The following is a 16613-nucleotide window of genomic DNA, read 5'->3' on the forward strand; positions in this document are numbered from 1 at the left end:
ATTTTTCATGCGTTTGCTGCAATTGGACGGGCATTGCCCGGCCTCTCTCCTGGAATTGCCGCCACGAGTTGGCGCGTGTAAGCCGCTTGCGGGTTCAGGAATATCTGCGAGGGCGGTCCGCGCTCGACGATCCGGCCTTTCTGCATCACAGCGATTTCGTCGCAGATCTGGCTGGCGATACGCAAATCGTGCGTGATGAAGACCATCGACACGCCGGTCTCTCGCTGGATCTGGTCCAGAAGCTGCAGGATCTGCGCCTGGATCGACACGTCGAGCGCGGAGACCGCCTCGTCAGCAATCAACAGCTTCGGCTTGAACATCAAAGCCCGAGCGATCCCGATTCGCTGGCGTTGCCCACCAGAAAACTCGTGCGGATAGCGGTCGAAGGCGCCGGCATCGAGACCGACATGGGCCAGAAGCGTACGCGCTTCTTCGCGCGCCTGGGCAAAAGGCGTCCCGTGTGCCACCGGGCCTACCGTGATGATGTGGCCGACCGTTGAGCGTGGGTTCAGGGACGCAAAGGGATCCTGAAAGATCATCTGGATCCGTGGTCTGAGCGGGCGGAACTTCGCTTCGGAAAGCTTGGCTATATCGGACCCCTCGAACAAAATCTCGCCGCCGTCGCTGTCCAGCAATTTGATGAGAAGCCGGCCCAGCGAGGATTTTCCTGAACCGCTCTCGCCTACGACCCCAAGCGTTCGGCCTGGCGCCAGTTCGAACGAAACCTCGTTCACCGCTTTCACTATCCGCTGGGCGCCAAACAGCGCGCCGCCGCCACGATAGGTTTTAACCAGACCCTCGACCTTCAGGATCGGCTGCTTGCTGTCGGACTCCGCACGAGAGCGATCTTCACCGGTCAGATGCGGTACGGCCGCGATCAGGCGTTGGGTATAAGGATGCTTGGGCGACTTCAGCACCTGCTCGGCGCTGCCCTGTTCGACGATGTGCCCCTTTTCCATCACCACGACGCTGTCGGCGATCTCCGCCACCACGCCGAAATCGTGGGTGATAAACATTACGCTCATCCCCTTGCGGCGCTGAATGTCGCGGATCAGCTCCAGGATCTGTGCCTGGGTGGTCACGTCGAGCGCAGTGGTTGGCTCATCGGCGATCAGCACCGTCGGCTCGAGCGCCAGGGCCATGGCAATCATGACGCGCTGCCGCTGCCCGCCCGAAAGCCGGAAAGGGTACTGGTGATACATGAGTTCGGGATCTGGGAGGCCCACTTCGGTGAGCAACTCGATGGCGCGGTCGCGGCAGGTTTTTGGCGTACCGTATCCATGCGCGGCCATGACCTCGTCAATCTGTGCGCCCACGGTCATCAAGGGATTGAGCGCCGAGAGCGGATCCTGGAAGATCATCGACACGACCCGCCCACGCAGGTTGCGCAGCTTGTCGGGCGACATGCCGATGATGTTCATCCCCTCCAACTGTATTGAACCCGATGAGACGCGGATCACCTTGGGCAGGAGCCCCATGATCGCGTTCGCCGTGACCGACTTGCCTGATCCGGACTCGCCTATGATGCAGAGGATCTGGCCGCGTTTCAGATCGAAGGAAATGTTCTCGACCGCATAGGTTCGTTCCATGCCTTTCGGCAAATTCACCGTGAGGTCGCGCACCGAAAGCGCCACATCGTGAGCGGCTACAGCCTGGATGCTTGCGACCATCTGGATCACCTCCCATTCCATCGAAGCGGATCCACCCTGTTGCCGACCGCAACATCGCCCCTTGAGCTGCAACGCGTCACCGTAGCAGCCGTAGCCTTGCCATTTAGGCGCTTCGCGCTCTGAGGCTGCGAGAGACGGATTCTACTCATCCTGGCGGCTCCCTTATGTAGTCCGATCCCCGTACCGGACATTGTTCCCTTTTCCTGGAGAACGCTCCAAACGGGCAACTCTGCCTGTCGGAGGTCCTCTGGAGCTTGCCTGCCGTAAGGAAGGGTGCCCCGTTCTTGCAGCCAGTTTGACTGTTCTTTTTCCGCAGAGTCTTCGAAATTTGGCACTCCGGCGGCAGGAACTTCTGAAAAGAACGCCCCAGTTGGCATTTCACTCTGTTTGGCCTGATGATGATAGCGCAAGCCCCTCAATCTGCGCGGCATGGCCGAGAGTCTAATGTCCAAGGCGAGCACGGCATTTTGGGCGGCCTATCAAAGACTCGACTGAGAAGAGCTTCCGCGAGGCATTGCCCCAGGAAATTTGAAGGATCCGCCGCGGCGGAAGTTTCCTCATTTGAAGTAGACTGCCGCCCGCCCAGGCATTGACAGTGCGTAGGTAATAACCGGCGTCCGGTGCACGAAGCTCATAGGATGCATACAAAAGCAGTGTGGAACCAAGCACGGCAAAGAGGGCCGCTTATCGAGGTCTCTACCCTGCCCATCAGTGCTGCTTTTTCGACGCCGGGGTCGGGCCCGCTCAACTGGGCGAAGCTCCCAGAGCGCTCCTTTCAAAGGCGATTTGGTCCCAGGCGGCTGAACTGCGCATGAAGCCACTCTGCGAGTTCAAACTCCATACCTTCCAGTTCACTCGAGCCCAACCATATCAACCCATATTGACTGCCGTCAGGGTCAAAGCCAGCAGGGGCCGCCAGGCTTCCTCGTTCCACGTCGTCAATCGCAAGTACGAGCGGACTGAGGGCTACGCCAAGGCCTGCAGACGCAGCCTCGACGATCAGCGCGTGATTGTCGAAGTACCGGATTTCTGTGGGTCGACGCGCCGACGGATGGGTCTTCAGCCATTGCGCCCACGCGTCAGGTCGGGTCTTCGACCCGAGAGCGAGATAGTCGCCATGTTCGAACTCTGCCACAAGTTCCGGCCTCATGACAGGCCCAACCTTTTCGGAAAAAAGGGGCCGGACGTTCCACGTCTCAGGCACAGCGAAGTCCAGCCGTCGAATAGCGAGATCGACCTGTTTCTTACGAAAGTCCACCAGCCCTCCACCTACCGAGAGGTGGAGGGCCATGTTCGGATGCGCCACTTGAAGCGCCCGCAGCCGCGGAATGAGCCAACGCATGGCAATTGAAGGCTCGCAGGAGAGCACCAGGGCACTCTTCCCGGCATTGGCAGCACGCAGGCTTTGAACTGTGGCGGCCAACTCACCGAAGAACCTGCCGAGGGTGAGGTTGAGTGTCTCGCCGGCAGGGGTGAGCCGCAGCCCTCGCCCATTCTTCTCAAACAACCTGACCCCGATGTCATTGGCGAGTTTGGTGATACGGCGACTGACGGCGCCGTGCGTGAGCGCAAGCGAGTCTGCTGCAAGCCGGACCGAGCCCAGCCGCGCTGTTGCTTCGAACGCTCTCAGGTCGTCGAGCGAGGGTATGTCCGAGCGATCCATCAGTGATAATCTATCACCGACTTCATCAGAAACTATCGCTATTCATCCTTAGTGAGGTTTTGTTAGTTGATGCATGCGCACCAATCATCAACCCAGTATAGCGGTCCTCGCCGATGACCTCACCAGCGCGGCAGATGGTGCAGCACCTTTCGTCGCCCGTGGCTTGACTGCGTCAATCGGAAGAGGCCAGCTTCCGCGCCAAGCGGAAGCGGCAGCGATAATTGCAGTCGATAGCGGTTCGCGGTCTGCTACTGCGTCGCAAGCGTTCGAGGCGGTCGCTCGATTGACCGCCCGACTTGCCAGCCGTACCGTGCTCTATAAGACGGTGGACTCCACACTTCGCGGTCACATAACGGCGGAGCTTGAAGCATGCTTTGCGGCGAGTGGCCGCAAAGCACTGGTGTTTGCACCGGCGTTCCCGCAGCCGGTCGTACGAATGGCTGCAGCGCTATCGCGGCGTTTTGTGCCGGCGAAGACCCTACCGCCATTGCTCGATGGCATCAGTAGCGATGTCTTGGTCGTCATTGGGAGCGCAAATCTGCGCAGTCAGCGGCAGGCAGATCAACTCCAGAAGGTCCGCGGCGTCATGCTGCTGCGCGGACCAAGGACGCGCGAGTGGGACTCGGCAGCAGTGCTGCGCCGTATCTCACAAGACGCAGCGCGAGAGCTTCAAAGCCCACGCTTCGGCGCTTTGATCGCCACCGGCGGCGACACGATGGAAGCGATCCTGGACCTTCTCAAGGTCCGTGAGTTTGATATCCTGCAAGAACTCGATCCCGGATTCCCGCTTGGTCTCGCCAGGCTTGGCGATGGGCGCTCGCTCTTGCTCGCTATGAAGGCCGGTGGCTTTGGCAGTGACGATGCGGTGACGCGCGCCGTCGCGCGGATACGTGGAGCCACCCAATGAAGAACATTCTCCCACTTGCTCTCACGATGGGCGACGCCTCCGGCATTGGGCCGGAGATCGTGGCGAAGGTGCTTGCGAAGGGCGGCGAACGCGTCGTCGTGTTCGGTAGCTATGTTGTCATGCAAGACACCGTGCGGCGGCTCGGGCTGAACGTCGAGGTGCGACGCATCAACGCTGCCAATGCGGCCCAATTCGAGCCACGCCGAATTGAAGTCATCGAAACCTCGCGGATTACCGAGCCTCCTCCAATCGGCCGTATCAGCACGATCTCCGGGCAGGCGGCCTTCGACGCCATCGTTGCGGCGATAGCGGCAGCGAAGTCCGGAGATGTGAGCGGCATCGTCACGGCGCCGATCAATAAAGAGGCGATGGCCAGCGCGGGAATCCGCTACCCCGGCCATACTGAAATTCTGGCCGACTACGGCGGCGCCAAGCGCGTGGCGATGATGCTTGCCAACGATGACATCCGCACGGTGCTCGTTACCATCCACACATCACTGAGCAAGGCGATCGAACAGGGCGATTTCGACGCTCAGCTATCCGCCATCCGGCTTGCCCATGAAGGTGGAAAAGCTCTCGGCTTCGCGACCCCGCGTGTCGCCGTAGCGGGTCTCAATCCGCACGCAGGTGAAGGTGGCCTCTTCGGGGACGAGGAAATCCGGATCATACGACCGGCAATCGACGCGGCCCGAGCCGAGGGCATCGATGCCACTGGCCCTTATCCTGGCGACACTGTCTTCATGCAAGCACGTCAAGGTCGATTCGATGTTGTGGTGGCACAATACCACGATCAGGGCCTGATCCCTGTGAAGTATCTCGGGCTGGAAAAAGGCGTGAACATCACGCTTGGCCTGCCATTCGTCCGCACCAGCCCAGATCACGGCACGGCGTTCGACATCGCGGGCCGCGGAATTGCAGACCACGCCAGCTTGGAAACTGCACTCGCCTACGCCAAGCGCCTCGTGTTGGCGCAAATCAAGACGAACTAGATACGAAAGGAACCACACCAATGGGGTTACGCTTCATCTTCATGCTTACGCGCAACGACCGCACGGTTCCGGACGCCTCGCGGCAACTTCAAACCGCGCTCAGCCTCGGCGTGCGGCACATCGGGTTCAAGGATATCGGCTTGCCGATCGAGCAGCTGAAAGACCTCAATGCGGCCATCAGGACGGGCGGTGCAACCTCCTACCTGGAAGTCGTGTCACTGGACCGCGAAAGCGAAATTGCTTCGGCAAAGGCAGCTGCCGAAATCGGCGTCGATGTTCTTCTTGGTGGCACGCGGGTCGACGACGTGCTGCCGATCATCAAGGACACCGGCATCCAGTACTTCCCGTTTCCGGGTCGGATCGCCGGTCATCCGAGCGTGCTTGAAGGCGCCATCGACGAAATTGTCGAAAGTGCCAAAGCGATTGCAGGGCACGATGGAGTGCATGGCCTGGATCTGCTGGCATACCGTTCGGCGGAGAACGTGCCCGAGTTGATGAAGGCCGTCTGCGCTGCAGTCACCAAGCCTGTCTATGTTGCGGGTTCGATCGACACCCCAGAACGAATTGCAGTCGTCCAAGGCGCCGGCGCAGCTGGATTTACGATTGGGACCGCAGCTTTGGATGGCAGATACCCGGCCAATGGGAATGACCTACCAAGCCAACTCACCGCAATCATTCGCGATGTGGCTGCCCTGAACAAGCACCTTTCGCCAATTCACAAGAAGAATTTGTCAATTGAGTTTGCCGGGCTGCGCGCGCCTTGGAAGCCTAAAGTCGAGGGGCGTGTCAACGCCATGCAAATCAAGGTCGCCATGTTCAATGGCGCCTCCAGTTGGTCATTTCGACAGCACGACGATCAGCTGTTCTTCGTTCACCGGGGACGGCTGCTCATGCAATTTCGTGACCGTGAAGAAATTATCGAACCCGGAGAGTTCATCGTCGTCCCATATGGCGTTGAGCACAGTGCGGTGGCCTTGGGCGAGGAAGGATGTGAAGTGTTGGTGGCAACGTCAACCGCCCTACCCTGCTACCCACCCCCGGTAACTGATCTCGCTCATTCTGATCGATCCCAGTTGACTGCTTAGCAGGACGGTACCGACTGCTAGGTTTTCAGACGCGCAGGAGCAATCATGACCGTGGCTATTGTGCTGCATCGCGCCGACGGCGCACCCGTTGCAACCCCTTTCCGCAGGACAGCGTCCGGCTCGGATGATCCCTTTGTGGGCATCGCGAAATCGCCTGGGAAGGGCCGGACTCGATATCGTGGGCCGAACCAGCTTTGTTGGCGAGCTCGAAGTCGCAAGCTTCCCCCACATCGAAACCATCGTCGTGGTGGAAGGAGAGCTGATCCTGACGGTGGTCGGCGCGGCCCCGCTGGTGCTCGGTCCGCAAGCGGGTGCTGTCATCGGATGCGGCACCACGCTTCGCATCCAGACTGAATCAGGCGTGCGGTTTTCGTTCTGCGCGGCCGCTTGCGACAAACCGACGAAGCCCGGCCTTGTCCAGTTGCGCGCCGACGCCGACTTCAAGCCGTCTGCTTCGCTACCGGCCGAGGCTTTGCTTGGCCCGGCCCCGCAATGCCGCAGCGACAACGTCTTCTCCAGCGACGGCGCGGATTACCGTGCGGGCACGTGGGATTCGACCCCATACCACCGGGTTGTTCGCCCGCATCGCCACAACGAGTTCATGCATCTGCTAGCCGCGAGTGTACGATTCGCCGCGCCCGATGGCAGCGTGCTGTCGGCGGGCACCGAGATGCGCTTTTCGTGCCCTAGGGCGCATCGATCGGATGGGAAAGTAAAAATCGCGTGGTGAAGTTTTTCGTCGTCCAAGCCGTCCAGGCCTGACGTAGAGCGAGATCCATCATGTCCCCTGGCAAGGTCGCTGAGTTTTAGGCCGCATCCGCAATCGACGCTCCTCCACACGAGATGGCTTTAGGCTTCAGCTACCTTCCCTCTGAGAGGTGGGCGCCAGCGAGCTTTTCACGCAACAATTGCATGTCCTAAGGGCCGCTAACGGCAGGATATTCCGTCCAGGCACACAACTCCGCAGCCTGTCTATTCTCGGCGCGGGCTAGAATGCTTCAAAGTTACCGGAGTTCCGCAGATGCCCGCGCCGCTCATGCACATCGAGTGCAGCCCTTCCCTCCCCCGCGAGGCAGACGTCGTCGTCATCGGCGGCGGCGTGGTGGGCGTGTTCACGGCGTATTATCTCGCGCGCCGCGGCGTCAGCGTCGCCCTGGTAGAGAAAGGACGCGTGGCCGCCGAGCAGTCAAGCCGAAACTGGGGCTGGTGCCGCCAGCAGAACCGAGATGCGCGCGAGTTGCCTATGGCAACCAAGAGCCTCGATCTCTGGGAGAAGGTGGCACAGGAGACTGGCGGGGATACTGGATTTCGCCGCTGCGGGCTTCTGTATCTCTCACAGGACGAAAATGAGCTGGCGGGCTGGGCAAGGTGGCGCGATTTTGCGAAAACGGTCGGAGTCACCACGCACGTGCTGAGCGCAGAGGAAGCCACCGAGAAGGGCAAGACGACCGGACGCAAATGGAAGGGCGGGGTTTTCTCACCGACTGACGGAACGGCGGATCCCTCCACGGCAGTGCCGGTTGCCGCGCGTGGCATCATGGCGGCGGGCGGTACCTTGCATCAGCATTGCGCAGCGCGTGGACTGGAGTTGAGCGCCGGCAAGGTCAGCGGGGTCGTGACGGAAGCGGGAACCATCCGTACGAAGATCGCGGTCATGGCCGGAGGCGCGTGGGCTTCTTCCTTCTGCAACCAGCTTGGCATGCGCTTCCCGCAAGCTGCCGTGCGTCAGTCCATTCTAGCCGTAGCGCCAGGCGCAATCGGCCTGCCCGATGCCCTGCATACCACGAGCGTCTCGCTGACGCGGCGCAGCAACGGTGGATACGCGCTGGCGATCAGCGGACGAGCTCGCGTCGACCCAACGCCGCAGCAGTTCAGGTTCAGCCGCGAGTTTCTACCGATGTTCGCCCGCCGCTGGCGCAATCTCGCCCCGGGGGCCTTCGAGGGCTGGCGTCAAGGACATGAAAGCCTGCGCAAATGGGGCCTTGACGACATTACGCCGATGGAACGGAACCGGATTCTCGACCCGAAGCCCGACATGGGACAAATTCAGCTGACATATCGAAGAGCCTGCGAATTGATCCCCGAACTCCAACGCGTGGCGATCTCCGATGTCTGGGCGGGTTATATCGACAGTACACCCGACGGCATTCCCGCGATCGGCGAAGTGGAGGGGATTCCGGGCTTTATCCTGGCGGCGGGATTCAGTGGTCACGGGTTCGGGATTGGCCCCGGCGCGGGGCATATGATCGCCGACATCATCACAGGCAGCGAGCCTGTTGTCGATCCGCGTCCTTATAGGCCCGAACGCCTGAAGACCGCTGCATGGGGCAAGGTCGCTGAATTCTGAGAAGATGGCTTGCCAACGTACTATCGATCGCACACGAGATTGATGCCGCGACTGCTCAAACAGGGAAGTAACGATGCGCGAATACGAGATTGCCGCCATTCCTGCCGACGGGATCGGCCCAGAGGTGATCGCCGCCGGTCTCCAGGCGCTTGAGGCGCTGCAGCAGCGCTGCGGCGACTTCAAGCTACGCGTCCAGCACTTCGACTGGGGATCGGACTACTACAGGGCCAATGGCCGGATGATGCCTGAAGATGGAGTGGCGCAACTGAAGCGCTTCGATGCCATCTTCTTCGGTGCTGTCGGCGCTCCCGATGTGCCCGACGACATCACGCTCTGGGGTCTCCGGCTGCCGATCTGCCAAGGCTTTGATCAATACGCGAACGTGCGGCCGACCAGGATTTTGCCCGGCATCGTTTCGCCGCTGGCGGGCGTTGGGCCCGGCGATCTGGATTGGGTGATCGTGAGGGAGAATTCGGAGGGCGAGTATTCCGGCCACGGCGGCCGCGCCCACCGCGGTCTCCCCGAGGAGGTCGGAACCGAAGTCGCGATCTTCACGCGCGTCGGCGTCGCCCGCATCATGCGCTATGCATTCCGGCTGGCGCGGTCACGGCCGCGAAAGCTCCTGACTGTTGTCACGAAATCCAACGCGCAGCGTCACGGCATGGTAATGTGGGATGAAATCGCAGCCGAGGTGGCGCAAGAGTTCCCTGACGTCGCGTGGGACAAGATGCTGGTTGATGCTATGACGGTGCGCATGACACTCAAACCTCGCAGCCTCGACACGATCGTCGCCACAAATCTTCACGCCGACATTTTGTCGGACCTTGCAGGCGCGCTGGCGGGCAGTCTCGGCGTTGCACCAACCGCCAACATTGATCCCGAGCGGCGCTATCCCTCGATGTTCGAGCCAATTCACGGCTCGGCTTTCGACATTGCCGGCAAGGGTATCGCCAACCCCGTCGCCACCTTCTGGACCGCTGCCCAGATGCTCGAACATCTGGGCGAAAGCGCAGCCTCCGTCCGGTTGATGAGCGCTGTGGAAACAGTGACGAGTGAAGGCGTGCTGACGCCGGACGTTGGTGGGACAGCGACCACGCAGGACGTGACGGACGCCGTCTGCCGGACGATCCGCGGTTCGAACGTGTGACAGGTTTGCGATGAAACTCGACAAGATCGACATCAAGATCTTATCCCAACTGCAAAAGAACGGGCGGGTCACCAACGTCGAGCTTGCCGACCTGGTCAACCTTTCGCCGAGCCCTTGCCTGATGCGGGTGAAGAAGCTTCAGGCGGAAGGCTTCATTACCGGCTATTCCGCCCAGATCGACGTGTCCAAGCTCGGACAGACTCTAACGATCTTCACCGAGGTTACGCTCAAGCACCATCAACAAAACGACTTCGCGAGATTTCTCACCGCCATTCAGAAAGTTGATTCCGTCATCGAATGCCATCTGATTTCGGGCGGATACGATTACCTTGTGAAGTTCGTGACGGCGGGCATTAGCGAGTATCAGACTATCATGGAGCGCATGCTCGAATTGGATATCGGGATCGACAAATATTTCAGCTTCGTCGTGTTGAAGTCACCGATCGTGAAATCCCACTTGCCTCTCGACGTCATTTTCGACAGATGAAAGGCCACCCCTGCAGTCTGGGACTGGAAAGCGGGCGCCATCGTTCGCTTCCGCTGCCCGTGTGCTACGGCGGAAGTCCGCCTAACTGCAACTTTCTTGGCACTTGACGGAATGCGGCAAGACCTGAGGATTTCCTTCAGGCCCCGCTCGCATGGATCGGGTGGCTTCACCCATGACGACGATCATCCCTTCATCGCTTCCCGCACATCCTTGTCTTCGAGGGTTTGATCCAGCGTCATCCTGGTGCGTTCGAGGATTCCATCGATGTCGTCGTCCGTGCAGCAGAGCGGTGGCGCGAAACCGAGTATGCCGCTGTTGAAGGCGCGAATGACAAGGCCGTTCCCCCACGCCCGGTCGAAGATGCGGCGCCCCGGATCGGCCGCCGCCGGCAGCGGTGTTTTGCGCTCCTTGTCCGTGACCAGCTCGATCGCAGCCAGCATGCCGCGACCGCGAATATCGCCAACCAGCGGGTGGTCTGCGAGCGAGCTGAGGCCCCTCATCAGTCGCTTCCCGGCCTTCCGACCGTTCTCGAGCAAGCCCTCTTCATAGAGACGCAGGCATTCCAGCCCGACCGCTGCGCTCACCGGATGGGCTGAGTAGGTATAGCCGTGGCCGACAGCCGCTTTGCCGGCTCCGTCCGCGATCGTATTGTAGACATGGTCGGTCATGAAGACGGCGCCCATCGGCACGTAGCCCGACGTCAGTCCTTTCGCTGTGGTCATCAGATCCGGCACGACCTCGTCCTCCTCACAGGCGAAAAGGGGACCGGTGCGGCCAAAAGCGGTGATGACCTCGTCGGCAACGAACAAGATGTCGTGTTCCTTGCATAGGGCATGCAGGGCCTTTAGCCAGCCAGCCGGCGGAACCAGGACACCGCCCGAACCCTGGATAGGTTCAGCGTAGAAGGCCGCGATGCGATCCGCGCCGAGCTCAGCGATTTTGGCCCGCAGCGCCGCGACCGATGCATCGATAATCGCCTGCGGGTTGGAACCGACCGGATTGCGATAGGCGTAGTGCGAGGGAATCTTGTGCTGCCAGTCATAAGGAACGCCGAAGCCCGCATGGAAAGCCGGCAGCGCGGTCAGACCTGCGCCAACCGTAGAGGATCCATGGTAGCCATGCCCGACCGAGATAAATTGGTCTTTTCGCGGCGTCCCCTTGGCGTGATAAAAATAGCGAATGAAACGGATGGTGCTGTCTATCGCGTCGGACCCGCCCAGCGTGAAATAGACATGGTTCAGATCGCCAGGCGCCAATTCGGCAAGCCGGGCGGCAAGACGAATGGCCGGCTCAGACCCCAGCCCGAAATATCCCGTCGCATAAGGAAGCTCTCTTAGCTGCTTGGCCGCTGCCTCGACGACGCTTTCCTGCCCGTATCCGATGTTTACACACCAGAGACCCGCGAACCCGTCCAGCAAGGTTTTCCCGCTTGCCTCGGTCACTGTAGCGCCCTTGGCGGATTTGAGCACGCGCACACCCGTCTCTTCGTGGCTCCGATAGCATGAAAACGGGTGAACCAGGTGCGCACGGTCGAGTTCGATCAGGGAGTTTTCAAGCATTTCTTCCTCCGGTTCAGCCTAGCGCCTGACTAACGAGCGCATAAGTTTGGTGTGACCTGATTTCGACTTTCGGCTCGTCTGCGATTCGTCGCATCGTTACGCCACCGCCGACGTGGGCCAGGCCGCGACGGATGAGCCACTCGCCGAGAGCCGTGGATTCGTTGGTGTCGATGCGGACAAACTCGCCCGCACTGTCGGCCAGCAGGAAGTCGATCAGGCATCTCGCTTCGTGCAGCGTCCTCGCCACCACCGGCCCAATGACCAGCCCTCGACCAAAACGACGAATTGCGGCAAACGCCTGGACATCGCCTGCATCGCGAATGACGGCGAACTTCGCCCGCTCGCACAACGAGTTCATGAGTGCCGACCGGTCGTGACCAAACGCGGCGCAATCCAGAGCGACAAGGCGCGCGTGGTCGCCGTCCTCGCCCCATGACACATGTGCCGGTGCATCTGCAGACGGCGCCATGCCCTGGTGCTGCACGATCTTGCCGGTCGCGACAAATCCCAGCTTCTCGTAGAGTGGGAGCCCTTCCTGCGTAGCCACCAAATAGCAAGTGCGCTCGCCTGCCTTGGTAAGCGCCTCCTCCATCAGCTTGCGCCCGAGCCCGCGACCGCGCATTGCGGCATCGACGATGACCATGTTGACGCTGGCGGCATCGTCGCCGTAGGGCGTCATCAGAATCGTCCCCACCACGCGTCCTTCCTCCTGGACAACGAGACCTTGGCTGAGCGACTGCATCAGCTCCCAGTCTTCACGACGGTGCGGCCATCCAACATGACGTGACAATTCGACAGCATCGTTCAAATGCTCGGTTGTCATCGTTTTGAACGTGACTCGCCCTGGGGTCATGGGTCGTTTCCCGGCCTGAATTCTTCAATGCAAAGTTAGGCTGCGGCCGACAGCAGTTCCTCCCGACGCGTACCGGTGAGCTAGGTGTTTTGACTTTCCTTTGCCGCCGGCGCCGCATCTTATGCCGACGAGCCGGCGGGCGAGGGAAGCGCCTGGCAAGCTCGGAACCACGTCGTGCGCAACTCTCTGCCAAAGCCCTGCCACGATACAAAACAATCTGCTTCAAGCGGCAGAGAATGCGGCGACTAGTCCTTTTCGCTGCTCGTTATGATCCTTGTCGTTAAAGGCACGCGGTGCCGCCAGGATTGGAAGGATAGACGCCAATGACCCGTTTCAGACCGAAATACATCACCTTCGATTGCTACGGTACGCTGACCAACTTCGACATGGCCGGCGCGGCAAGACGAGTTTACGGTGCGGAACTCTCCCCAGCCGTAATGACGCAGTTCATCAAGGATTTCTCGGCCTATCGCCTCGATGAGGTTCTTGGCGCTTGGAAGCCCTATAGCGAGGTCGTGCACAATTCCGTGGAGCGCGCCTGCAAGCGCAACAATGTGACGTTCCGGCCTGAGGATGCCCAGCGCATTTATTCGGAAATACCGACATGGGGTCCGCACCCGGATGTCCCGGCGGGACTGGCCAAGGTCGCCAAGGAAATCCCACTGGTGATCCTGTCGAATTCCATGAAGAGCCTGATCATGTCGAACGTTGAGAAGCTCGGCGTACCCTTCCACATGGTCATCACGGCCGAGGAGACCGGCACCTACAAGCCGCATATGAAGGGCTTCGAGTACATGTTCGACAAGCTCGGCTGCGGCCCGGAAGACATTACGCATGTGTCGTCCTCATTCCGCTACGATCTCATGACCGCCTATGATCTTGGCATCAAGAGCAAGGTCTGGGTGAATCGCGGCCACGAACCCGCGAACCCATACTACGAGTACAGTGAAATCAAGGATATCGGCGGGCTGGCCGGCGCCGTCGGGCTGGAGCCCGTTCGCGAATTCGCCTGAGCGTCTGTTGCTGGTGCAGTCGCGCCAGGGTGAGGCACTCCCACCACGTTAATGATCACTGGTCGCAATACAGAGAAAGGGGCGGTTTTCACCGCCCCTTTCTTGTTGTTCCACGCTTTGGAAGGTGTTTCCACCTGCTTGCAACAGAACTAGTTAAGCCCGCCAACATGAAGCGTCTTGACCTCGAGATATTCCTCGATGCCGAGCTGCGATCCTTCGCGCCCCACCCCTGACTGCTTGACACCGCCGAAAGGCGCTACTTCGGTCGAGATCATGCCCGTGTTGAGCCCAACCATACCGAACTCCAGGGCCTCGGCAACACGCCATGACCGCTTGAGATTTTCGGTGTAGAAGTAGGCGGCAAGGCCGAAGGGCGTACCGTTCGCGATCGCAATGGCCTCGTCCTCCGTTTCGAAGCGAAAAAGCGGCGCCACCGGGCCGAACGTCTCTTCCGATGCCAGCAGCATCTCGGTAGTAGCCTCTCCCAGCACGATGGGCCGTGCATATTGCTTGCCGTCCGGCACCGTCTCGCTCTGGGCGATGATCCGCGCGCCTTTCGCCTGTGCATCCGCGATGTGACGCTCGATCTTGTCGATGGCGGCCGCATTGATCATCGGGCCAATCTCCGTTCCGTCGTCGGTCCCCGCGCCAACCTTCATTCGGTTGACGCGCTGGCTCAGCTTTTCTGCGAAAGCATCGTAAACGCCCGCCTGCACGAGAATCCGGTTCGCACAGACGCAGGTTTGACCGCCATTGCGGAACTTGGATGCGATCACCCCCTCGACTGCATTGCCCAGATCGGCGTCATCAAAGACGATAAAGGGCGCGTTGCCGCCGAGCTCGAGGCTGAGCCGCTTGATGCTATCGGCCGCGCCACGCATGAGCAGCGCTCCGACGCGGGTCGAGCCGGTGAACGAGATCTTGCGCACCGTCTCGTTGGCCATCAGTTCGTTGCCGATTTCAATGGGCATGCCGGTCACAATGTTGATCACGCCGGCAGGAATACCCGCCCGTTCCGCCAGTACGCCGAGCGCCAGCGCCGAAAATGGCGTGAATTCCGACGGCTTGATGACAACCGTGCAACCCGCGGCCAGCGCCGGCGCCACCTTGCGCGTAATCATCGCGTTAGGGAAATTCCATGGCGTGATGATTGCGCAGACGCCAACGGCCTCCTTCAGCACCAGAATGCGGCGATCGGGCGTGGGAGACGGAATGGTCGAGCCACCGATCCGGCGTGCTTCTTCGGCGAACCATTTCACGAAGGAGGCGCCATAGCGGATTTCACCGCGTGCTTCTGCCAGAGGCTTGCCCTGTTCCAGCGTCAGCAGCAACGCCAGGTCCTCTTCATTTTCCAGTATCAGGCTGTGCCAGCGCTCCAGAAGCGCTCCGCGTTCGGCATGGGTCCTGGCCTTCCAGTCCTTGAACGCCGCCTGCGCTGCATCTATTGCAGCCCTTGTCTCATCCCGGCCCATGTCGGGCACGGTTCCAAGCACTTCCAGACTGGCCGGATCGATCACATCGACAGTCGCGTTGCTGTGCGCATGCTGCCAGACATCGCCAATGAGGCCACGCTGGCGAAACAGGTCCGCACCCTTCAGGAAACCAATCTTAGTTATTGCGTTCATGGTTCTTTTCCTCTGCTCTTTCAGCTTAATCCTGCCAGCACGGCCTGCGTGATTGCTTCAGTCGTGTCCTTGCCTGCAATCGTGCCTATCCCGCGTGCGGTTGCGGACTCGATCGCCGACATCACTTCGGCCGCGGCCTGCTCCTCGCCCAGATGCCCGAGCATCATCGCACCGGACCAGATCGCGGCGATCGGATTGGCGATGCCGAGATGCGCGATGTCAGGCGCCGAACCGTGGACCGGCTCGAACATCGAAGGCGCGCTGCGATCGGGATTGATATTGGCGGAGGCGGCGTAACCCAGCCCGCCCTGAATGGCCGCTCCAATATCCGTGAGGATGTCGCCAAAAAGATTCGAGGCGACGATCACGTCGAGGCTTTCAGGCGCCAGGACCATGCGGGCGGCAATGGCGTCGACGTGGTAGTGCGAGACCTCCACATCGGCATAGTCTTTCGCCACCTCACGCGTGACCTCATCCCAAAAAACCATGGAATGTTTCTGCGCGTTGGATTTGGTGACGGATGCGAGCTTCTTGCGGCGCGTCCGCGCCTGTTCGAAACCGAAACGGAGGATTCTTTCGACACCCTCACGTGTGAAGATTGCCGTCTCGATCGCGACCTCATTGGCCGTTCCGGAATGAATGCGCCCACCAGCGCCGCAGTATTCGCCTTCCGTGTTCTCCCGGATGCACAGTATATCGAAACCATCACGGCGAAGAGGTCCCTGAACGCCTGGCAACAGCCTGTGCGGCCGTATGTTGGCATACTGCGTGAACCCTTTGCGGATCGGCAGGAGCAGTCCGTGAAGCGATACGGAGTCGGCCACCTTTGCTGGCCATCCCACAGCGCCGAGGTAGATTGCATCGAACTTCCGCAGCATCTCGACGCCGTCAGGGGGCATCATCGCACCGGTTTCCAGATAGTAGGCGCACGACCATGGGAACCTTGTATCCTCAAGGGCGAAGCCGCCTCGCTTTGCTGCAGCCTGCAGCACCTCCCATCCAGCCTCGGTCACCTCCTTGCCGATGCCGTCGCCTGGGATGTGCCCTATCGTGTAAGCCTTCATTGATATCCTCCTGGAGACCGATGGGTACCGAAGGTCGCAGCTTGCTCAACACGGCAGCGACATGCGGCGTCTCGCACCTGGTTTTGGAACAGTAGTCGACAGCGCGCCGTATTTTCCGCCGAGGATGAGCCGCCCGACGGCGTCGAATCGCGTCGGGCGGGACTTGGAGAGTGGATTGTTCTGGAACCGGCGCGCGCGCTATTC

Annotated in this window: 14 protein-coding genes; 8 read left to right on the plus strand and 6 right to left on the minus strand. The window is 60.5% G+C overall.

What is annotated here, in order from left to right:
• Window positions 1–5: 5 nt before the first annotated feature.
• Together A9K65_RS20900 and A9K65_RS20905 are read right to left on the minus strand one after the other, a co-directional pair.
• Window positions 6–1670 carry an ABC transporter ATP-binding protein gene (locus tag A9K65_RS20900; protein WP_064994350.1) on the minus strand — a complete coding sequence of 555 codons (1665 nt, stop codon included), beginning with the start codon at window positions 1668–1670 and terminating at the stop codon, window positions 6–8.
• Window positions 1671–2445: 775 nt separating this feature from the next.
• Window positions 2446–3333 (minus strand): LysR family transcriptional regulator, encoded by an 888-nt coding sequence (locus A9K65_RS20905; protein WP_064994336.1) that lies wholly within the window; start codon window positions 3331–3333, stop codon window positions 2446–2448.
• 73 nt (window positions 3334–3406) lie between these two features.
• Between A9K65_RS20905 and A9K65_RS20910 the strand changes: the two genes are divergently transcribed.
• The 7 genes from A9K65_RS20910 to A9K65_RS20940 all read left to right on the plus strand — a co-directional run bounded on the left by A9K65_RS20910 (window position 3407) and on the right by A9K65_RS20940 (window position 10295).
• Window positions 3407–4240, plus strand: a complete 834-nt coding sequence (locus A9K65_RS20910) for a four-carbon acid sugar kinase family protein (RefSeq protein WP_064994335.1) — start codon at window positions 3407–3409, stop codon at window positions 4238–4240.
• Entirely contained in the window at window positions 4237–5229 is a 993-nt protein-coding gene (gene pdxA / locus A9K65_RS20915) for a 4-hydroxythreonine-4-phosphate dehydrogenase PdxA (RefSeq protein ID WP_064994334.1), read from the plus strand. The genes A9K65_RS20910 and pdxA overlap by 4 nt, the downstream gene beginning before the upstream one ends.
• A 20-nt stretch (window positions 5230–5249) precedes the next feature.
• The gene (locus A9K65_RS36625) at window positions 5250–6314 is read left to right on the plus strand and encodes a cupin domain-containing protein (RefSeq protein ID WP_064994333.1); all 1065 of its coding nucleotides are present in this window, start codon (window positions 5250–5252) and stop codon (window positions 6312–6314) included.
• A gap of 178 nt (window positions 6315–6492) precedes the next feature.
• Window positions 6493–7044 carry a hypothetical protein gene (locus A9K65_RS20925; protein ID WP_198327511.1) on the plus strand — a complete coding sequence of 184 codons (552 nt, stop codon included), beginning with the start codon at window positions 6493–6495 and terminating at the stop codon, window positions 7042–7044.
• A 291-nt stretch (window positions 7045–7335) separates the two neighbouring features.
• Window positions 7336–8661, plus strand: a complete 1326-nt coding sequence (locus tag A9K65_RS20930; protein WP_064994332.1) for an FAD-binding oxidoreductase — start codon at window positions 7336–7338, stop codon at window positions 8659–8661.
• Between the two features lie 73 nt (window positions 8662–8734).
• Entirely contained in the window at window positions 8735–9808 is a 1074-nt protein-coding gene (locus A9K65_RS20935; protein ID WP_064994331.1) for a tartrate dehydrogenase, read from the plus strand.
• Window positions 9809–9818: 10 nt separating this feature from the next.
• A complete protein-coding gene (locus tag A9K65_RS20940) occupies window positions 9819–10295 on the plus strand; it encodes an Lrp/AsnC family transcriptional regulator (protein ID WP_064994330.1) in 477 nt (158 codons plus the stop codon).
• A gap of 182 nt (window positions 10296–10477) precedes the next feature.
• Here A9K65_RS20940 and A9K65_RS20945 read toward each other — a convergent pair whose 3' ends face one another.
• Both A9K65_RS20945 and A9K65_RS20950 read right to left on the minus strand, forming a co-directional pair.
• Window positions 10478–11854, minus strand: a complete 1377-nt coding sequence (locus A9K65_RS20945) for an aspartate aminotransferase family protein (protein ID WP_064994329.1) — start codon at window positions 11852–11854, stop codon at window positions 10478–10480.
• 13 nt (window positions 11855–11867) lie between these two features.
• On the minus strand, window positions 11868–12707 hold the full coding sequence (locus A9K65_RS20950; RefSeq protein ID WP_064994328.1) for a GNAT family N-acetyltransferase: 840 nt from the start codon (window positions 12705–12707) through the stop codon (window positions 11868–11870).
• Between the two features lie 323 nt (window positions 12708–13030).
• Between A9K65_RS20950 and A9K65_RS20955 the strand changes: the two genes are divergently transcribed.
• The gene (locus A9K65_RS20955; protein ID WP_064994327.1) at window positions 13031–13720 is read left to right on the plus strand and encodes a haloacid dehalogenase type II; all 690 of its coding nucleotides are present in this window, start codon (window positions 13031–13033) and stop codon (window positions 13718–13720) included.
• Window positions 13721–13869: 149 nt separating this feature from the next.
• On the opposite strand, the gene A9K65_RS20960 is transcribed toward A9K65_RS20955, so the two are convergent.
• Together A9K65_RS20960 and A9K65_RS20965 are read right to left on the minus strand one after the other, a co-directional pair.
• The gene (locus A9K65_RS20960) at window positions 13870–15345 is read right to left on the minus strand and encodes an NAD-dependent succinate-semialdehyde dehydrogenase (RefSeq protein WP_064994326.1); all 1476 of its coding nucleotides are present in this window, start codon (window positions 15343–15345) and stop codon (window positions 13870–13872) included.
• Window positions 15346–15365: 20 nt separating this feature from the next.
• Window positions 15366–16409, minus strand: a complete 1044-nt coding sequence (locus tag A9K65_RS20965; RefSeq protein WP_064994325.1) for a tartrate dehydrogenase — start codon at window positions 16407–16409, stop codon at window positions 15366–15368.
• Between the last annotated feature and the right edge of the window lie 204 nt (window positions 16410–16613).

This window comes from Mesorhizobium sp. WSM1497, from assembly GCF_001672455.2.
In the GTDB taxonomy this organism is placed as follows: domain Bacteria; phylum Pseudomonadota; class Alphaproteobacteria; order Rhizobiales; family Rhizobiaceae; genus Mesorhizobium; species Mesorhizobium ciceri.